The sequence below is a fragment of the Streptomyces sp. TLI_105 genome, assembly GCF_900105415.1.
Lineage (GTDB): Bacteria > Actinomycetota > Actinomycetes > Streptomycetales > Streptomycetaceae > Streptomyces.
In genome coordinates, this window is the sequence record NZ_FNSM01000001.1 from 1,632,014 (window position 1) to 1,651,043 (window position 19,030).

Annotated in this window: 13 protein-coding genes; 9 read left to right on the plus strand and 4 right to left on the minus strand. The window is 71.3% G+C overall.

Going from position 1 to position 19,030, the window contains the following annotated elements; all coding sequences use genetic code 11:
- Positions 1-49: 49 nt before the first annotated feature.
- On the minus strand, positions 50-886 hold the full coding sequence (locus tag BLW86_RS07450; protein ID WP_093873284.1) for an inositol monophosphatase family protein: 837 nt from the start codon (positions 884-886) through the stop codon (positions 50-52).
- A gap of 114 nt (positions 887-1,000) precedes the next feature.
- Between BLW86_RS07450 and BLW86_RS07455 the strand changes: the two genes are divergently transcribed.
- On the plus strand, positions 1,001-2,068 hold the full coding sequence (locus BLW86_RS07455; protein WP_093873285.1) for a lipoate-protein ligase LplAB: 1,068 nt from the start codon (positions 1,001-1,003) through the stop codon (positions 2,066-2,068).
- A 126-nt stretch (positions 2,069-2,194) separates the two neighbouring features.
- Complete coding sequence (locus BLW86_RS07460; protein ID WP_256341244.1) at positions 2,195-3,007, plus strand: serine protease; 813 nt, start codon at positions 2,195-2,197, stop codon at positions 3,005-3,007.
- Here BLW86_RS07460 and BLW86_RS07465 read toward each other — a convergent pair.
- Complete coding sequence (locus BLW86_RS07465) at positions 2,961-4,502, minus strand: NCS1 family nucleobase:cation symporter-1 (RefSeq protein ID WP_093873287.1); 1,542 nt, start codon at positions 4,500-4,502, stop codon at positions 2,961-2,963. The genes BLW86_RS07460 and BLW86_RS07465 overlap by 47 nt on opposite strands.
- 130 nt (positions 4,503-4,632) lie before the next feature.
- Positions 4,633-5,148 carry a hypothetical protein gene (locus tag BLW86_RS43015; protein WP_256341245.1) on the minus strand — a complete coding sequence of 172 codons (516 nt, stop codon included), beginning with the start codon at positions 5,146-5,148 and terminating at the stop codon, positions 4,633-4,635.
- A gap of 215 nt (positions 5,149-5,363) precedes the next feature.
- On the opposite strand from BLW86_RS43015, the gene BLW86_RS07475 reads away from it, so the two are divergent.
- The 7 genes from BLW86_RS07475 (at position 5,364) to BLW86_RS07505 (ending at position 17,725) form a co-directional block, all read left to right on the plus strand.
- The gene (locus tag BLW86_RS07475) at positions 5,364-5,885 is read left to right on the plus strand and encodes an SMI1/KNR4 family protein (protein ID WP_093873288.1); all 522 of its coding nucleotides are present in this window, start codon (positions 5,364-5,366) and stop codon (positions 5,883-5,885) included.
- 417 nt (positions 5,886-6,302) lie between these two features.
- Positions 6,303-9,974 (plus strand): efflux RND transporter permease subunit, encoded by a 3,672-nt coding sequence (locus BLW86_RS07480; RefSeq protein WP_093873289.1) that lies wholly within the window; start codon positions 6,303-6,305, stop codon positions 9,972-9,974.
- Positions 9,971-13,138, plus strand: a complete 3,168-nt coding sequence (locus tag BLW86_RS07485) for an efflux RND transporter permease subunit (RefSeq protein WP_218138010.1) — start codon at positions 9,971-9,973, stop codon at positions 13,136-13,138. The genes BLW86_RS07480 and BLW86_RS07485 overlap by 4 nt, the downstream gene beginning before the upstream one ends.
- 71 nt (positions 13,139-13,209) lie before the next feature.
- Positions 13,210-14,139: a hypothetical protein gene (locus BLW86_RS07490; RefSeq protein ID WP_218138011.1), complete on the plus strand. Its 930-nt coding sequence runs from the start codon at positions 13,210-13,212 to the stop codon at positions 14,137-14,139.
- 75 nt (positions 14,140-14,214) lie between these two features.
- Entirely contained in the window at positions 14,215-14,892 is a 678-nt protein-coding gene (locus tag BLW86_RS07495; RefSeq protein WP_093873291.1) for a response regulator transcription factor, read from the plus strand.
- Between the two features lie 6 nt (positions 14,893-14,898).
- Entirely contained in the window at positions 14,899-16,275 is a 1,377-nt protein-coding gene (locus BLW86_RS07500; protein ID WP_093873292.1) for a sensor histidine kinase, read from the plus strand.
- Between the two features lie 97 nt (positions 16,276-16,372).
- Positions 16,373-17,725, plus strand: a complete 1,353-nt coding sequence (locus BLW86_RS07505) for a hypothetical protein (RefSeq protein WP_143060235.1) — start codon at positions 16,373-16,375, stop codon at positions 17,723-17,725.
- Positions 17,726-18,023: 298 nt separating this feature from the next.
- Here BLW86_RS07505 and BLW86_RS07510 read toward each other — a convergent pair whose 3' ends face one another.
- Entirely contained in the window at positions 18,024-19,025 is a 1,002-nt protein-coding gene (locus tag BLW86_RS07510) for a TIGR03842 family LLM class F420-dependent oxidoreductase (RefSeq protein ID WP_093873294.1), read from the minus strand.
- Positions 19,026-19,030 lie beyond the last annotated feature (5 nt).

A 19,030-nucleotide genomic window follows, 5' to 3' on the forward strand; every position in this document is an offset into this window, starting at 1 on the left:
GTCAGCCGATGGCCAAGACCCCCAGGATAGGCGGGGGGAAAAGCGCGCCTCACGCGCCCCCGAGGAGCGTCCGGATCCGCTCGGCGGTCGCCGCGTCCCGGGCCGTCGTGAACGGCAGCGCGTTGCCCCCGGCGATGCGGAACGGCTCCCCCGCGACCGTCGTGGTCGAGCCGCCCGCCTCGGCGACCAGCAGGAGGCCGGCGGCGTGGTCCCAGGCGTACTCCCAGGAAAAAGCCGTTCCGGCCAGCTCCCCGCGCGCCACGGCGAGGTACTCGAGACCGGCCGAGCCGCAGGGGCGGGGGCGGACGCCCTCGGTGCGCAGGCCGAGCAGGGCCCGCTTCTGGTCCGGGGTGGTGTAGTCGGGGTGCGAGGTGGCGACCTCCAGGACCTCGCTGGGCGCCGGTGAACCGGACCGTATCTCCCGCCCGTTGAGCGTGGCGCCGCGTCCGCGCACGGCGACGGCGAACTCCTCCAGGGCCGGCGCGAAGGTCCAGGAGGCGAGGATCTCGCCGTGCCGGGCGAGGGCGACGAGGGTGCAGAAGGCGGGGTCGCCGTGGACGAACTGACGGGTGCCGTCGACGGGGTCGACGATCCAGACGGGGGCGTCGCCGCGCAGCGCCTCGTACACGGTGGGGTCGGCGTGGACCGCCTCCTCCCCGACGACCACGGACCCAGGCAGCAGGGCCGTGAGGGACGCGGTGAGATGGGCCTCGGCGGCCCGGTCGGCGACGGTGACCAGGTCGTGCGGTCCGTTCTTCTCGACGATGTCGTCGGCCGCGAGCTGCCGGAAACGCGGCATGATCTCGGCGGCGGCCGCCTTGCGGACGGCCTCCTCGACCTCGGCCGTACGGCCGCCGAGGACCTGCTCAAGGAAGTCTTCGATCATGCCCCCAGCTAAGCACGGGCCGCTGACAACCGGATACGCCGCACTCGTCGTCCCCCGTTCCCCCGGGGAGTACCCTTTGGCCGAGTTCACCCCTTACACGCAGGGAGGGTTCCCGTGCACGGCGCCTACCACGGCGAGTACAAGGTCCCCGGCGGAAAGCTGGTGGTCGTCGACCTCGACACCGAGGACGGCGTCCTGCGGAACGTCCGGGTCGCGGGCGACTTCTTCCTCGAACCGGACGAGGCGATCCTCGCGATCGACGGCGCCCTCGAAGGCGCGCCGGCCGACACGGACGCCGCGGGGCTCGCCGCGCGGATCGACGCGGCGCTCCCGCCGGACACGCGGATGTTCGGCCTGACCGCGGAGGGCGTCGGGATCGCGGTCCGGCGCGCCCTCGCCCACGCCACGGACTGGACCGACTACGACTGGCAGCTGATCCACGAGCCGCCGCAGTCCCCCGCGCTGCACATGGCGCTCGACGAGGTCCTGACGGCCGAGGTGGCGGCCGGCCGCCGCCCGCCGACCCTGCGGGTCTGGGAGTGGGGCGCCCCGGCGGTGGTGATCGGCAGCTTCCAGTCCCTGCGCAACGAGGTCGACCCGGAGGCGGCGGAGCGGCACGGCATCCAGGTGGTGCGCCGGATCAGCGGCGGCGGGGCGATGTTCATCGAGCCGGGCAACACGATCACGTACTCGCTCTCCGTCCCCGACGCCCTCGTGCAGGGCCTGTCCTTCACCGACAGCTACGCCTACCTGGACGACTGGGTGCTCGGTGCCCTCGGCGACATGGGGATCCGGGCCTGGTACCAGCCGCTCAACGACATCGCCACGGACGCGGGGAAGATCGCGGGCGCGGCGCAGAAGCGGCTCGTGGCGGGCGAGGGCGCGGTCCTGCACCACGTGACGATGGCGTACGACATCGACGCGGACAAGATGACCGAGGTGCTGAGGATCGGCCGGGAGAAGCTCTCCGACAAGGGCACGAAGAGCGCGAAGAAGCGCGTGGATCCCCTGCGCCGCCAGACGGGCCTGCCGCGCGAGACGGTGATCGAGCGGATGATCGCCTCCTTCCGGAACCGCTACGGCCTCACGGAGGGTCACCTCACGGAGGACGAGCTGACCCGGGCGAAGGAACTGGCGGAGTCCAAGTTCGCCACACCGGAGTGGACGTCCCGGGTTCCGTAGCCCCTGCGAGGGTGACCGCTCACCGCCCCGTTCGTTGATGCCCACGCGGGCCGGGACGACGGACGTGCGGAAACGTCTCCGCACATGCCCGGCCCGGGAACACGGTGTCGACAGGGCGGAGATCAGGTGGGACGGGCGAGGAAGCTCATGGCGGCGGTCGCGGGCGCGATGACGGCGGTGTGCCCCCTCGGGATCGCGCCGCCCGCGCACGCGGTCGTCGGGGGCCAGGAGGCGCGGCCCCATCAGTACCCGTTCATGGTGGGGCTCGTGGACCTGGCCGAGCGGCGGGTGATGTGCGGCGGGGCCCTGGTCGGCGAGCGGTACGTGCTCACCGCCGCGCACTGTCTGACCGGCTCGTACAGCAGCACCGCGCGCGTGGGGGTGCTCCTCGGCGACCACGACCTGACGCGCGGGGACGACAGTCCGAACGCGGTGCTCGCGACCCCCGCCGCCTTCCTCACGCACCCGGACTACGACCCGGCCGCCCAGCGCGACGACATCGCGCTGGTCCGGCTGGCCGAGCCGGTGGTGTTCGACCGGGACGTGCGGCCGGTCGCCCTGCCCGTCCGGTACGCCCACGGCACCTTCGACCACACGCAGGTCGAGGCTCCCGGCTGGGGCACCACCTCCTTCGGGGGCCGCACCTCCGACGTCCTGCGGACCGTGGTCCTCGGCACCATGAGCAACCCGACGTGCGGGGCCCGGGGCATGCCCCAGGTCACCGCCGCCCAGCTCTGCACGTACGCGCCCGGGCGGGACACCTGTCAGTACGACTCCGGCGGCCCCCTGGTCCACACGATCGCGGGGCGGCCGTACCTGATCGGCCTGGTCTCGTACGGGAAGGGGTGCGCGACCGACACCCCCGCCGTGAACACCCGGGTCTGGTCCTACCTCAGCTGGATCGGGAGGACGGCCGGGAAGCTGCCCCGCGCTTCATGAGGGCGGTGTAGAGGAGGAGCGCGGCGGCCAGGCCCACGGCCCAGCCGTAGTCGGCGAGCGGCTTGAGGAACGGGATCAGGCCGTCCTCGGGGAACGGTCCGGTGCCCGGCGCCGAGTGGGAGCCGCCGACGGCGAGGACGCCGCCGACCGCGAAGGCGAGGACGGCCGCCGGGTTCCAGCCGCCCCGGTACCAGTAGGGGCCGTCGGCCCGGTAGAGGCCTTCGAGGTCGAGGACGGTCCGGCGGACGAGCCAGTAGTCGGCGATGAGGATGCCGGCGACCGTGCCGAGGAGTCCGCCGACCAGACCGAGCCAGGTGAAGATGTACAGCTCGGGGGTGGCGGTGAGCTTCCACGGCATGATGAGCACGCCGACGACGCCGGTGATCAGCGCGCCCGTACGGAAGTTCACCAGCCTCGGGGCGAGGTTGGCGAGGTCGTACGCCGGGGAGACGACGTTCGCCGCGATGTTCACGGAGAGGGTGGCGACCAGCACGGTCACCAGGGCGAAGAGCAGCCCGAAGACGTTGTCGGTCTTCGCGGCGAGCGCCACCGGGTCCCAGACGGGCGCCCCGTACACGGCCTGCGAGCCGGAGGTGACGAGCACCGAGAGCAGCGCGAACAGCGTCATGGTGGTGGGGAGTCCGAGGCTCTGCCCCAGGACCTGGGAGCGCTGGCCCGCGCCGAAGCGGGTGAAGTCGGGGATGTTGAGGCTGAGCGTGGCCCAGAAGGCGATCATGCCCATGAGGGCGGGGAAGAAGACGGGCCAGAAGTCGGCGCCCCAGCCCAGCTTCGACGGCTGGTCGAGGAGCGGGCCGAGGCCGCCCGCCTTGACCGTGATCCAGACGAGGAGGGCGAGCGCGCCGACGATCACGAAGGGCGCGGCCCAGTTCTCGAAGCGGCGCAGGGCCTCCATCCCCCGGTAGATGACGGCGAGTTCGAGCGCCCAGAAGAGGACGAAGCAGAGCCACAGCGTCCAGGGCTGCCCCCCGACCTTCGACGCCTCCGCCCAGCCGCCGCCGAAGACCTTGTCGAGCAGGACGAAGACGCCCTGGCCGCCGATCCAGGTCTGGATGCCGAACCAGGCGCAGGCGACGCCGGCCCGGACGAGGGCGGGCAGGTTGGCCCCGCGCAGTCCGAAGGAGGCACGGGCGAGGACGGGGAAGGGGATGCCGTACCGGGGTCCGGCGTGCCCGGTGAGCAGCATCGGCACGAGGACGACCACGTTGGCCAGGGCGATGGTGAGGACGGCCTGCTTCCAGTCCATGCCGAGGGCGACGAGACCGGAGGCGAGCATCCAGGAGGGGATGTTGTGGGCCATGCCGACCCAGAGGGCCGTGAAGTTGTACGCGGTCCAGCGGCGGTCGGCAACGGGGACGGGGAGCAGGTCGTCGTTGGCGAAGCGGGGATCTGCCGGGGCCGTGCCGGGCGCGAGCTCGACACGGCCGTCGCGGACGCCGGAGGGGCCGGGTCTGCCGGAGGGTGCGGTTGCGGTCATGGACGGAACCCTTCGTTCGGGGACGGAACGAGGCCGTGCGGGGCGTGGGGTTCTTGACCGTGCGGAGTCTCGTCCCGTGGGGCAGGGGCGTCAAGGGAGGTGGAACGCCCCGCCACCTGCCGTCACCCGTTCAGCGGATCCCTTCGGCGGCCGTGGGCGCTTCCCCGCCGCACGTCGTACGGCCGAAGGCGCCGGTGGCGGTCGCGCGCTGGACGTGCCGGCCGTGCACGGCGAGGGTGCAGCCGGCCGTGCCGCCCTTCTCGCCGAGGGTGACCTGGACGATCGGAGCGGCGCCGACGGGGAGGCGCACGGTCTTCTTCCACGGGAGCGGGACACGGGTGACGACAGCCGCCCCGTCGTCGCCGGACCCCCGGTAGGAGATGTCGACCGTGCCTTCCCCGATCACTTCGTACGTCACGTCGGCGGTCCCGGTCCGCTCGGACGCGCCCTGTGGGGGCGTGGCCGTGTCCTCGGAGCCGAGCGTCCGGTACGTGCCGAACGCGCCGAGCGCGAGCAGCAGCACCGCTGCGAGGGCGATGCCCCGGCGACGCGGCGTCGTGTTCGAGGCCGCGGGCTCTTCCCGCTCTTCCTGCTCCGCCGGCTCTTCCGGTTGTGCCGTTCCTGCCGGTTCTTCCGTCGTGGACATGGCCGCGCTTTCGGTCGACGTGAATTCGGCCTGGGTTATACACCATCGAAATCCGCGCGTGCCAGGCGAGCGACAAGTCCGGCGACATGCCTCCAACCTTCACAACCCGGCCCGCGAAATGCCCTGATTGCGTGAGCACTTGACGGAGCTCCGGTTCCGTGATGAACAGTTCCCCGAGACCGGCATCGGCTCGACGCGTCAGAAGGAGCCCAACGGTGGGAACGCTTTCGGAAATACAGGCCCTGTTGGGTGAATCACGGTTCAACTGGTCGGATCCTGCGCCGTGGATCGAGCTGGAGCAGGAACTCGGCGTCGCATTCCCCACGGACTTCCGCGAGGTCGTGGACGCCTACGGTTCGGTCTCGATCAACGGGCAGTTGTATCTGAAACATCCCGCCGTCCATCTTCTGCACGACCTGGGAAGCTTCGCCGGACAGGAGATCGAGTTCTGGCGCGAGGAGGACATGGCCGAGTTCCTGCCGAGCCGGGCAGGGACGGGCCCGGGGGAATTGCTGCCGGTGGCGACGGCCACGACGGGCGAGATGGTCTTCCTCCGCGTCCCCGAGGAACCCTCGTCGCCCTGGCGCGTCCTGGTCCAGGAGATGGACAGCCCGTCCTGGACCCTCTACGAGATGACGTTCGGCGAGTGGCTGCTGGCCTACCTCAAGGGGAGGGACGTGACTTTGCGCTCCCGCGACCGCGCGCCCGACGGACCGTTCTGCGAGCCTCTTCCCTGATCTCTGACCTATCATTCCTTTTAGGAGATCCGTTGACAGGGCCTTTACCTACTCGGTACATTTACGGCGTATCTGTCGACTACGGGTACGACTGACAGCCCAGTCGGTTCACAGCTCTTACCGGACATGAATATGAGGTCGGCTCGTCCTTCCCGCCGTTGCGCGGAGAGGGCGACGGCCGGGAATCCTCTCCATCGCCGGTCGAAGCCGGCGACTGATGCCGCAGCAGGACGGACGACCCCGTGCGGGCGCCCGGTCCGCCGTCCGCCCTGTGCGTGATCCCGCGCTCCGCCAAGCCCTGTGAAGAGGGTGCGAGGGCGGCTCGGCGGAACGCGCAGTCGCTCTGGAAGGCAGGACCCTGTCGTGGTCCACAGAATCCTTTCTCTCAGTCTTACGTTCCGGAACCTGATCATCGGTGTGGCCGCGGCCGTGATGGCCCTGGGCTTCTTCCAGCTCCCGCGGGCGGCGTCGGCGGACGTCTTCCCGGAGTTCGCTCCGACGCGGGTGCAGATCCAGGCCGAGGCGCCGGGCCTGTCGGCGGCCGAGGTCGAGCAGCTCATCACCGTCCCGCTGGAACAGGACCTGCTGAACGGCGTGGCCTGGCTCGACGAGATCACCTCCGAGTCGGCCCCCGGTCTGTCCTCCGTCGACCTGGTCTTCGAGCCGGGCACGAACGAACAGAAGGCCCGGCAGGCCGTCCAGGAACGCCTGATCCAGGTGGGCGGACTGCCCCAGGTGGGCAAGGCGCCGGTCATGATCCAGCCGCTGTCCTCGACCAGCCGGGTCATGATGATCGGCCTCTCCTCGGAGAACGTCTCCCGCATCGACATGTCCGTCCTCGCGCGGTGGAACATCAAGCCGCGTCTGCTGGGCATTCCGGGCGTGGCGAACGTGGTCATCTGGGGTGAGCGGGACCGGCAGCTGCAGGTCCAGGTCGACCCGGAGCAGCTGCGCAGCCGGGGCGTCTCGCTGGACCAGGTGGTCCGCACGACGGGCAACGCCCTGTGGGTGTCGCCGCTGACCTTCGTGGAGGCTTCGACGCCGGGCACCGGCGGGTTCATCGACACTCCGAACCAGCGACTGGCGATCCAGCACGTGCTGCCCATCGCCAAGGCGCAGGACCTGGCTTCCGTGGCGGTGGAGGACACCGCCGACAAGCGGCTGCGCATCGGTGACGTGGCCACCGTGGTGGAGGACCACCAGCCCCTCATCGGCGACGTGACGCTGAGCGACGGCCCCGGGATCATGCTGGTGGTCGAGAAGTACCCCGACGCCAACACCCGTGAGGTCACCCACGCCGTCGAAGAGGCGATGACCTCGCTCCAGCCCGGACTGTCCGGCATCACCGTCGACACCGACGTGTACCGGCCGGCGTCCTTCATCGACACGGCGCTCGACAACGTGGGCCTGTGGGCGCTCGTCGCCGTGCCCGCCGTCTCGGTGCTGCTCGGCCTGTACTTCCTCTCCTGGCGCGTCGCCCTGATCAGCCTCGTGTCGATCACGCTGGCGGAGATCGCCGCCCTGTGGGTGCTCTATCTGCGCGGCTCGTCCTTCAACATGATGGTCCTCGCCGGGCTGACGATCGCTCTCGGCGCGATCATCGACGACATCGTCATCGGGTTCGACCGCGTCCAGAAACAGTTCCGGCGCGAGGACCGGGGATCCGACGAACGCCGGTCGGTGGCCGACGTCGTGGTCGACGCCACGGCGGCCGTGCGGCGGCCCGTCTTCTTCGCCACGCTGATCCTGCTGCTCGCCGTGGTGCCCCTCGTCTTCCTGAGCGGGGTGGGCGGAGCGTTCGCGCGGCCGCTGGCCCTGTCCTACGCGCTCGCGGTGCTCGCCTCCACCGTCGTCGCCCTGACCCTCACGCCCGTACTGGCCGCCACGCTGCTCGCGCACACCAGGCTCGGACACCACCGCAACCCGGTGCTCGGGTGGCTCCACCGCGGCTTCGACCGGATCAGCCCCAGGACCCTCCTCCGGCCGGGCCTGGCGCTGGCCGCGGCCGCCGTGCTGGCCGGCACGGGCTTCGCGGTGTGGCCGCAGCTCGACGGCGCGTCCCCCGTCCCGGCCCTGCACCAGCGTGAGCTGCTGATCCAGGTGGAGGCGGCGCCCGGCACCTCGCTGCCGGAGATGGACCGCCTCGGCCGGGCGGCGGTCGACGAACTGCGCGCGCTTCCGGGCGTCGAGAGCGTCGGCGCCCACGTGGGCCGCGCCAGGGAGTCCGACCAGGTCGTCAACGTCAACTCCGGTGAGTTCTGGGTCAACCTCAAGAGCTCGGCCGACTACGACAGGACCGTCGACGCGATCAACCGCACCATGGACGGCCAGGCCGGCCTCGACAGCGAGGTGGTGACCTACCCGCAGGCACGGCTGAACGAGGTCCGGGCCGAGAACGGCGACGGCGCGCCCGTCGTGGTCCGCGTCTACGGCAACGACCTGGGCGTGCTGCGGCGGCAGGCCGAGCAGGTGAGCAAGGCCCTCTCGCAGGTCCCCGGAGTCGTCCGGCCGCAGATCCCGGACGTGGTCGAGGAGCCGACCCTGGAGGTCAAGGTCGACCTCGCGGCGGCCCAGAGCCACGGGATCAAGCCCGGCGACGTCCGCCGCGCGGCCGCCACCTACTTCTCCGGCCTGCCGGTGGGCAGCCTCTACGAGGAGCAGAAGGTCTTCGACGTCGTCGTGTGGGGTTCGCCCGCGACGCGCTCCGCTCCGCAGAAGGTCCAGGACCTCCTGATCGACACGCCGAAGGGCGGCCACGTGCGCCTCGGTGATGTCGCGGCCGTCCGTGTCACGCCGTACCCGACGGTCATCGAGCACTACGCCACCTCGCGCAGCCTCGACGTCGTCGCCGACGTCAGCGGGCGTGACCTGAACACCGTCCTGGACGACGTCAGGAGCCGCGTCCAGGCCATGCCGATGCCGTACGAGTACCACGCCGAGGTGCAGAGCGACGTCGCGCACCAGCAGAGCCAGGACCTGCGCGTCGCGGGGATCGTGGCCGCCGCGCTGCTCGGCGCCTTCCTCCTCCTGCAGGCGGCCTTCAACAGCTGGCGGGCGGCGACGCTCGTCCTGCTGGCCCTGCCGCTGGCCGGCGTGGGCGGCGTGCTGACCGCGTTCGCCGTCGGCGGCGTCATGTCGATCGGCGCGCTCGGCGGCTTCCTGGTCGTGCTGGGCATCGCCGTGCGCAACCTGGTGCTGCTCGTCCGCGGCTACCAGGAGACCGAGCCGCGCGAGGACGGGACCGTCGACCCGCAGCACATCGTCGACGCCACGCGCGACCGGGTCGGCCCGGTCCTGCTGACCGCGCTCGCCACGGCGGTCGCGGTGCTGCCCGCGGTCGTCCTCGGAACGATCGAGGGCATGGAGGTGCTGCACCCGCTGGCCGTCGTCGTGCTCGGCGGACTGGTCACCTCGACCCTCGTGACGCTGTTCATCGTGCCCGCCCTCTACATCCGCTTCTACTCCTCCCCCGGCGGCCTCGGGCAGCGTCGCACCGGTCCCGAACCGGGACTGTCGACGGCCGGCCGGGCCCCGGGCGCGGCAGCCGCGGACGACGGCAGGGCGGAACGGCGAGAAGCACCCCGCAGCGGATCCGGCCGGCGTCTCGGCAGGCGCCGGTGGGCCGCGGGCCTGTCGGCCGCGGGACTGCTGCTCGCCGGTGGAGCGAGCCTGTCGGCCTGCACCGACTCGCAGCCCTCCGCGGCCTCGGTCACCGAACACTCCGAGCAGCCACCCGCCGAGATCGAAAAGGTTCCGGAGGGGAAGATCCCCCACCTGACCCTGGCCGAGGACACGGTCCACCGGATCCACCTCACGACGGAGCCGTTGCGGCAGGCGCCGCTGGACGGCGCCGGCCCGCCGCAGACGCTCATCCCGCTGAAAGCGGTGGTCTACGACCCGGAGGGCAAGACCTTCGCCTTCACCAACCCGAAGCCCTTCGTGTACATCCGGACCCCCGTCGAACTGGGGCGGTTCGGTGAGGACGACGCGGTCGTGAAGTCCGGCCTCACGGCGGGCGCCCCCGTCGTGACGGTCGGGGCCGCCGAACTGCTGGGCATCGAGTACGAGACGGACGGCGAGCACGAATGACTGAGGAACGCGGCACTCTGATGCGCTGGATCGTCCGGTCCAGCCTGCGCTTCCGCTACCTCGTGGTCGCCGCGGCTGCCGTGATGATGGTCGTGGGCATCACGTCGCTGCCCCAGCAGCGGGTGGACGTCTTCCCCGAGTTCGCGCCGCCGCGGGTCGAGATCCAGACGACCTGCCTCGGCCTGTCCACGGCCGACGTGGAGTCCCTGGTCACCGTTCCGCTGGAGCAGTCCCTCAACGGGCTCGACGGGCTGGAGGACCTGCGCTCCGAGTCCGTCGCGCAGCTCTCGTCGGTCCAGCTGATCTTCCACGAGGGGACCGACCTCTTCAAGGCGCGGCAGGAGGTCCAGGAACGGGTGCAGCAGGTCTCGCCCAGCCTGCCGACCTGGGCGGCCCCGCCGGTGATCATGCCGCCCGTCGCGGCGACCAGCCGTGTCATGAAGATCGGGATGTCCTCGGAGGACCACTCCGACAAGGCCCTGATGTCCATGTCCATGACGGCCTACTGGGAGGTCAGGGCCCGGCTGCTGCGCGTGCCCGGCGTCGCCAACGTGAGCATCTTCGGCGAGCGGCTGCAGATGATGACCGTACAGGTGGACCCGACCAAGATGCAGGCCCACAAGGTCAGTCTCGACGACGTCATGGAGGCCACCGGCGAGTCGGTCGACTCCGGTCTGCTCAAGTTCACCACCGGTTCGGTCATCGGCACCGGCGGCTGGATCGAGACCCCCAAGCAGCGCCTCGGCATCCGGCACCTCCTGCCGGTCGTGACGCCCGTCGACCTCTCCCAGGTGCCGGTGCGCGCGGAGAACGACCGCACCGTCCGGCTCGGGGACGTGGCCCTGGTGAAGGAGGCACCCCAGCCACTGGGCGGCGACGCCATCGTCGGCGGCGACCCCGGTCTGCTGCTGATCGTCGAGAAGCTGCCCTGGGGCGACACCCCGGAGATCACCAAGAACGTGCAGGAGGCGATCGAATCCCTCGAACCCGGCCTGCCCGGCATCACGTTCGACACGACCATCTTCCAGCAGCAGGACTTCATCCACACCGCGATCCACAATCTGACCCAGGCCCTGGTGCTCGGCTTCCTGCTGGTCGTCGTGGTCCTCGCGGCGTTCCTCTACGAGTGGCGCGTCGCGCTGATCAGCCTGCTGACGATCCCGCTGTCCCTCATGGCGGCCGTGCTGGTGCTCCACTGGCGCGGGGACACCATCAACACGATGGCCCTCGCCGGACTCGTGATCGCCCTGGGCGCCGTCGTGGACGACGCGATCATCGACGTCGAGAACATCCTCAGACGGCTGCGCGAGCATCGGAAGGCCGGCGGTGACACGCCGGTGGCGAAGATCATTCTGAACGCCTCGCTGGAGGTCCGGAGCCCGATCGTCTACGCGACGATGATCATCGTCGTGGCCACGGTGCCGGTCTTCCTGCTCCAGGGAGTGGCGGGCTCGTTCTTCCGGACGCTCGCCATCTCCTACACGCTGGCCATCATCGCCTCCATGGTCGTGGCCCTGACGGTGACCCCCGCCCTGTGCCTGATCATGCTGCGCAAGGCCAAGGTCGAACGCCGGCAGTCCCCACTGCTCCGCCGGCTGCAGACCGGCTACACGGCGGGGCTGCGGCGCATCGTCAAGCGGCCGGTGAACGCCTATCTGGTGTCCGGCGTGCTCGTGGTCGTCGCGGCCCTCCTGGTGCCACAACTCAGCCAGTCCCTGATGCCCTCCTTCAAGGAGCGGGACTTCCTGATGCACTTCATCACCACGCCCGGCACGTCCGTGCAGGAAGAGCAGCGCATGGTCTCCCAGGTGAGCCGCGAGGTACGGGCCATCCCCGGAGTGCGCAACGTCTTCGGGGCCCACATCGGGCAGGCGTTCCTGGGCGACGAGATCGCCGGGGTCAACTTCGGCGAGGGCTGGATCAGCATCGATCCCAAGGCCGACTACGACAAGACCCTCACCGAGATCAAGGAGACCGTGGCGCGGTACGCCGGCGTGGAACAGGACGTCCAGACGTACCTCAACGAGCGCGTCGACGAGGTGCTCACCGGCTCCAAGTACCCGATCGTCATCCGTCTCTTCGGCCAGGACCAGAACGTCCTGCGCGAGAAGGGCCTGGAGCTCCAGGAGAAGATCAGCAAGATCGACGGCACCGAGGACGTCCACGCCGACCTCCAGGTCGAGGTCCCGCAGATCCAGGTGAAGGTCGACGTCGACAAGGCGGCGAAGTACGAACTGAAGCCCGGTGACGTGCGCCGCGCCGCGTCCACCCTCGTGGCCGGCGAGGAGGTCGGAGACATCTTCCGCGACGGCAGGGCCTACGACACGGTGGTGTGGAGCACCCCCGAGACCCGCGACGACGTGGCGGCCATCAGCCGGCTCCCGATCGACACGCCCGCCGGCACCCCGGTGCCCCTCGGTGACGTCGCCCAGGTGGTCATCGAGCCCCAGCCGAACGTGATCGCGCGCGAGAACGGCTCGCGCCACCTCGACGTGAACGCCTCCGTCTCCGAACGCGGCCTCAGCTCCGTCGTCTCGGACGTCAACAAGGCGATCGCCTCCACGGACTTCCCCCGCGGCTACCACACCGAGCTCCTCGGGGAGCACGAGGAACGGCAGGCCGCCCAGCGGGTCCTGTTCTACAGCGCGATCTTCGCGGCTCTGGCGGTCTTCGTGCTGCTCCAGGTCTCCTTCCGCAGCTGGCGGCTCGCACTGCTGTCCTTCCTCACCCTGCCCATGGCCCTGGTCGGCGGCGTCCTCGCGGTCTGGATCGCCGGCGGGAACATCTCGCTGGGTTCCCTGGTCGGCTTCTTCACCGTGCTCGGCATCGCCGCACGCAACGGCATCCTGCTGATCAACCACTACCAGCACCTGGAGGAGCACGAGGGCATGGCCTTCGGGCCCGCCCTGGTGCTGCGCGGTGCGCGGGAACGGCTGTCCCCCATCCTGATGACCTCCCTGGCGACCGGACTCGCGGTGCTGCCCCTGGTCTTCCTCGGCAACCGGCCGGGCCACGAGATCGAGTACCCGCTCGCCGTGGTCATCGTGGGCGGTCTGGTTACGTCCACTCTGCTGAATTTGCTCGTCGTACCGTCCTTGTACCTGCGTTTCGGCAAGGGCTTCAGACGCCAGAGGCCGCAGCATGAGGCGGCCGCCACGCACTGAGGCAGGCGGCGGACGGGGCCGCCGCCTCTCGGTGGAGCCCCACCCTGGCTCCACCGAGAGGACCAAGCTGAATGCCCCGCCGCCTCCGCGCGTCCGCTGCCCTGCTGAGCCCGATCGTCGCCGCGCTGCTGCTGGCCCCTGGCGCGTCGGCCACCGACACCCCCCGGGTGCCCTCTCCCGCCGCGGCGAAAAGCGGCCCGAGCTCTCAGGACGGCTGTGGGCGGCCCCCCGCCCTCCGTCCGCACACCTTCCCCGCCCGCCCGAGGGTGAACAACACGTTCCTCCCGCTGAAGCCCGGGACCCGGCTGGTCCTCACCGGCGACGTCGCCGGTGAGGACCACCGCGTGGTGACGACGGTGACCGACCTGACCAAGGTCATCGACGGCGTACGCACCGTGGTGGTGTTCGACCAGGACTTCAACGGCGACGAGATCCAGGAGTCGGAGCTGGCGTTCTTCGCCCAGGACCGGCGCGGGACGGTCTGGCGCCTCGGGGAGTACCCGGAGATCTACGAGAACGGCCGGCTGGTCGGCGCGCCCGACACCTGGATCTCCGGCGTGGAGGGCGCCAAGGCGGGCATCGCCATGCTCGCCAGGCCGCGGGTGGGCACCCCCACCTACACCGAGGGCCTGGCGCCCGAGATCGACTTCCTGGACTGCGCCACGGTGTTCCGGACCCATCAGAACGTCTGCGTCCCGGTCGGCTGCTTCCGGCACGTCCTCGTGACGGACGAATTCGCGCCGCTCGACCCCGAGGGCGGCCACCAGCGGAAGTCCTACGCGCCGCACGTGGGCAACATCAAGGTGGAGCCCGTGGGCGAGGCGAACCCGGAGACGCTGTCGCTGACCGAGTTCACCCGGCTCGGCCGCGAGGAGCTCGCGGCCGTCCGCGAGGAGGTGCTGGAGCAGGACGCACGCGGCTACCAGATCAGCCCGGACGTGTACGGCACCACCCCGCCCGCGCGGCCGGCCCGCCCGAAGGGGCTGCCGGGCCTGCCGTAGTACCGGCCCGTGAGGGGCGTGCGGCACCGCGCGCCCTTCAGCTCCGGTTCAGGTGACGCGGGTCACAATCGGGGCATGCGCGTTCTGATCGTGGACGACGAGGAGCGCTTCGCCGAGGGGCTCCGCAACGGCCTGGAGGCGGAGGGCTTCGCCGTCGACGTCGCCCTGGACGGCACGGACGGCCTGTGGCGGGCCCGCGAGCACGCGTACGACGCCATCGTCCTCGACATCATGCTCCCCGGCCTGAACGGCTACCGCGTCTGTGCCACCCTGCGCGCCGAGGGGAACTGGACCCCGATCCTCATGCTCACCGCCAAGGAAGGCGAGTGGGACGAGGTGGAGGGACTCGACACCGGCGCCGACGACTACCTGACGAAGCCCTTCTCGTACGCCGTGCTGCTCGCCCGGCTGCGTGCGCTGCTGCGCCGCGAACCGCGCGAGCGGCCCGCCGCCCTCACCGCCGGTGACCTGCGGCTCGACCCGGCGGCCAAGGAGGTGTCCCGGGGCGGGGTACGGATCGAGCTGACCGCCCGTGAGCTGGCCCTCCTCGAGTTCCTCCTGCGCCGGCGCGGTGAGACCGTGTCCAAGCACGAGATCCTCGCGCACGTCTGGGACGACGCCTTCGAGGGCGACCCGAACATCGTCGAGGTCTACGTCCGGCACCTCCGGAACAAGCTGGACCGGCCCTTCGGCCGGGCGTCCATCGAGACCGTACGGGGCTGCGGCTACCGCCTGACCCCCGACGGAGGGTAGGCGGCCATGGGCGTGCGGTTCTGGTCGGCCGTGGCGGCCGTCCTCGTCGTGGCGGTGGGCCTCATCGCGGGAGCGGTGGCCCTGATCGCGCTCCTGCGGGCCGAACTGACCGACGACGTACGGCAGGCCGTGCGGGGCCGGGCCGAACAGGTGGCGGCCGTCATCGAGTCGGGGCGCGGGGTGCCGTCGCTGACCGTGAGCGATCAGGACGAACAGTTCGTCCAGGTCCTGGACGCCCGGGGGGACGTGATCGCCGCCAGCCCGAACGTCAAGGACCTGCCGGCCCTGGCCGACCCGCGACAGGGCTCCGAGTCCACCCTCAGCACGCCGCTGGACGAGGACCGTTTCCTGGTGGTGGCGGTGAGCGCCGAAGCGCCCGGCGGCGACCGGACCGTACTGGTGGGGCAGACGCTGATCGGGGTCGACGAGTCCACCCGGATCGTCACCCGGCTGCTGGTCACGGGGCTGCCGCTGCTGATGCTCGTGGTGGCCGGCGCGACCTGGATGGCGGTCGGGCGGGCGCTGGCGCCCGTGGCGGCCATCAGATCGGAGGTGGAGGCGATCTCGGCGGCGGAGCTGCACCGCAGGGTGCCGCTTCCGCCCGGCCGCGACGAGATCGCACGCCTCGCCGCCACGATGAACCGCATGCTGGACAGGCTCGAACGGGCGCAGAGCGCCCAGCGCCGGTTCATCTCCGACGCCTCGCACGAACTGCGTTCCCCGGTGGCGTCCATCCGCCAGCACGCCGAGGTCGCCCTCGCCCACCCCGACCGGCTGGCGGACCGGGCGACGCGCGAACGGCTGGCCAGGACCGTGCTGAGCGAGGACCTGCGGATCCAGCGGCTGGTCGACGACCTGCTGCTGCTCGCCCGTGCCGACGAGGAGGCGCTGCGCCCCCGGCTGCGGCCGGTGGACCTCGACGACCTGGTCCTGGACGAGGTGCGCCGACTGCGTCGGGTGGCGCCCGGGCTGCGGATCGGTACGGCCGGGGTGTCGGCGGCGCGGCGGCGGGCGGACCCGCGGGGTCTGGGCAGGGTGGTGCGCAACCTGGGTGACAACGCGGCCAGGCACGCGCGCTCCGAGGTCGCCTTCGACCTCGCCGAGCAGCCGGACGGCCGGGTGGTGCTGGGCGTGGAGGACGACGGTCCGGGCGTACCGCCGGCGGACCGCGAGCGGGTCTTCGAACGGTTCGTACGCCTCGACGAGGCGCGGTCCCGCCGACCGGGCGACGGGGGTGACGCGGACGACGCCGGCGGCAGTGGACTCGGGCTCGCCATCGTCGCCGAACTGGTCGCGGCGCACGGCGGCACGGCCACGGTGACCGACGGGCGGCTGGGCGGGGCCCGCTTCGAGGTGGCGCTCCCACCGGACCCGGGGGCGTGAGAGACCGGGCCACCGCTCCTGAAGGCCGGTTCAGTTCCGTTCAGGCTCCCTTCAGGACCCGGGTGGAAGCCTCGGTGTCACGGCAGAGGAGGCAGTCATGAGGAACAGACACCCGGTGGCCGCGGTGAGCGCGGCCCTGGCCGCGACCCTCGCGACCGGCGGCTGCACCGCCAGTGCCCTCGGCGGCGGAGCTGCCGGCGGGTCCCCCTCGTCAGGCACCGACTGCGTACGGATCGTGGAGGAGAACGGCAAGAAGACCGACGAGTGCCTGCCCCTCGCCCCGGAGCGGGAGCGGGTCGACCGGGGCACGCCCGTCTTCAGCCACCCGACCGAGATCACCAACCCGCTCCACGCCAGTTCCAGGATCCAGCAGGTGATCTACGACGGTCAGGTAGACGAGAAGCCCTTCCGCACCGAGCTCACGCTGCTGCCCGACATCAAGACCATCACCGTGAACGGCGAGCAGGTCCGGGCACGCACGCTCCAGTACGTGTCCTTCTCGGACGGGCGGGTCCAGGAGGTCGCGACCGACTGGTTCGCCCAGGCCGACGACGGATCGGTCTGGTACCTCGGCGAGGACGTCTTCAACTACGAGAACGGCGTGGTCGAGAACACCGGCGGCACGTGGCGGGCCGGGAAGACCGGACCGGCCGCGATGATCATGCCCAACGCCCCGAAGGCCGGTGACGTGTACCGGCCGGAGAACAGCCCGGGCACGGTCTTCGAGGAGGTCACCGTGAAGGCCGTCGGACAGACGGTCCCCGGGCCGTACGGACCCGTCGAGGGCGCGATGAGGACGACCGAGATCAACCTGGACGGCACGCGCGAGGACAAGGTCATCGCCCCCGGGTACGGCGAGCTCACCATCGACGAGCCCGGCACCGACCTGGAGGCGATCACGCTGGCCGTACCGACGGACGTCACACCGGGCCCCGTACCCTCCGAACTCGCCGCCCTCTCGGCGGCGGTCCGCACGGCGCACGCCGAGGCGACCGACGCGACCGTGGCGAAGGTGCGCGCCGCCTGGGACGCGTACCGGGCCGCCGACCGCGTGCCCCAGCTGCTCGCCCGGCAGATGGACCGGGACCTCGACTCGCTCACGGCGGCCGTCAAGGCACGCGATGGCGCGCTCGTCCGCGGTGCCGTGCTCCGGGTCGCCCAGAACGACCTCGACCTGCACCTGCGCCATCAGCCGCTCGCGACCGTCGAGGCCGCCCGGATGGCGCTGTGGGCGCGCCAGGCGACGCTGGACGGCGCCGCCCGGGACGCGGGCGCGATCGCCGGCGACGCGACCAGCCTCGAACTCACCTGGGACCGGGTCCGGCACGGCAAGGACGCCGCTCGGGCAGCCCGGATCGACGCCGCGCTGAAGGCCCTGCGCGAGGCCGCCGACCGCAAGGACGCCTCGGCAGCCCAACAGGCGACGGCCCGGCTCATGTCCGCCCTGTAGTTCGACGCCTTCGGGCTACGGGTCGATTGCTGACTCGCGGTCGTACGCCGCCTGGCCGTGCCCGCTCCGGTCACAGGTCTGCTGTGCGCGGCCGCCCTGGCAGCCGCCCTGGTCCTGGGCCGTCGCGCGGGTCCTGGAGCGCCACGTCGAAGAGGCTCTGCGGGCCGAGGCCACGGACTGCGGACAGGCCCGTTGAGAAGGACCGGTGAAGACCCCGGCCCGGTGCGCTGCTCCCGCCTTCCTGTGCCGCCGGGCCCGTAGCCGGTGCCGCTGTCCGGCTGGCAGCCGGCGGGCCGGACTAATCGTTGAGCGCGGGGATGATGTCGGAGCCGTAGGCGTCGATGGTGCCCTCGCGGTTGTCGTGCATGTTGTAGACGGCGAACTGGTCGACGCCGAGCTCGCGCAGGTGGCGGAGCTTCTCGATGTGGGCCTCGGCGGGGCCCAGGAGGCAGAAGCGGTCGACGATCTCGTCGGGGACGAACGTGGTGTCCGGGTTGTCGGCGCGGCCGTGGTGGGAGTAGTCGTACCCGTGCCGGTCCTTGATGTACGCGGTCAGCTCCTCCGGCACCATGCCGGAGTGCTCGCCGTACTTGGCGACCAGGTCGGCGACGTGGTTGCCGACCATGCCGCCGAACCAGCGGCACTGGTCGCGGGCGTGGGCCAGGTCGTCCCCCACGTAGGCGGGGGCGGCGACGCAGATGGTGAGGGCGTCGGGGTCGCGGCCGGCGTCGGTGGCGGCCTGCCGGACGGCCTTGACCATCCACTCGGTGAGGAAGGGGTCGGCGAGCTGGAGGATGAAGCCGTCGGCCTTCTGCCCGGCCAGCGCGAGCGCCTTCGGCCCGTAGGCCGCCATCCACACCGGCAGCTTCCCGTTCTTGATCCAGGGGATCCGGATCGGGTTGCCGTCGACCTGCGCCTCGCGGCCCTCCGCCAGGTCGCGGATGACCTCGATGGCCTCGCCGAGCCGGGCCAGGGTGTTCGGCCTGCGGCCCGCGACCCGCATCGCCGAGTCGCCGCGGCCGATGCCGCACACGGTCCGGTTGCCGAACATGTCGTTGAGGGTGGCGAAGGTGGAGGCGGTGACCTCCCACGTCCGCGTCCCCGGGTTCGTCACCATCGGACCCACGTGCAGCTTGGTGGTGTGTTCGAGGATCTGGCTGTAGATGACGAAGGGTTCCTGCCACAGCACGGCGGAGTCGAAGGTCCAGCCGTAGCGGAAGCCGTTGCGCTCCGCCCGGCGCATCAGGCCCACGACCTGCGAGGCGGGCGGGTCGGTCTGCAGGACGAGTCCGAAGTCCAACGTCG

Coding starts and splice junctions, on each gene's coding strand:
- BLW86_RS07495 (WP_093873291.1), top strand. CDS start 14,215: ATGCGCGTTCTGATCGTGGACGACGAGGAGCGCTTCGCCGAGGGGCTC.
- BLW86_RS07485 (WP_218138010.1), top strand. CDS start 9,971: ATGACTGAGGAACGCGGCACTCTGATGCGCTGGATCGTCCGGTCCAGC.
- BLW86_RS43015 (WP_256341245.1), bottom strand. CDS start 5,148: ATGTCCACGACGGAAGAACCGGCAGGAACGGCACAACCGGAAGAGCCG.
- BLW86_RS07490 (WP_218138011.1), top strand. CDS start 13,210: ATGCCCCGCCGCCTCCGCGCGTCCGCTGCCCTGCTGAGCCCGATCGTC.
- BLW86_RS07505 (WP_143060235.1), top strand. CDS start 16,373: ATGAGGAACAGACACCCGGTGGCCGCGGTGAGCGCGGCCCTGGCCGCG.
- BLW86_RS07450 (WP_093873284.1), bottom strand. CDS start 886: ATGATCGAAGACTTCCTTGAGCAGGTCCTCGGCGGCCGTACGGCCGAG.
- BLW86_RS07500 (WP_093873292.1), top strand. CDS start 14,899: ATGGGCGTGCGGTTCTGGTCGGCCGTGGCGGCCGTCCTCGTCGTGGCG.
- BLW86_RS07465 (WP_093873287.1), bottom strand. CDS start 4,502: ATGACCGCAACCGCACCCTCCGGCAGACCCGGCCCCTCCGGCGTCCGC.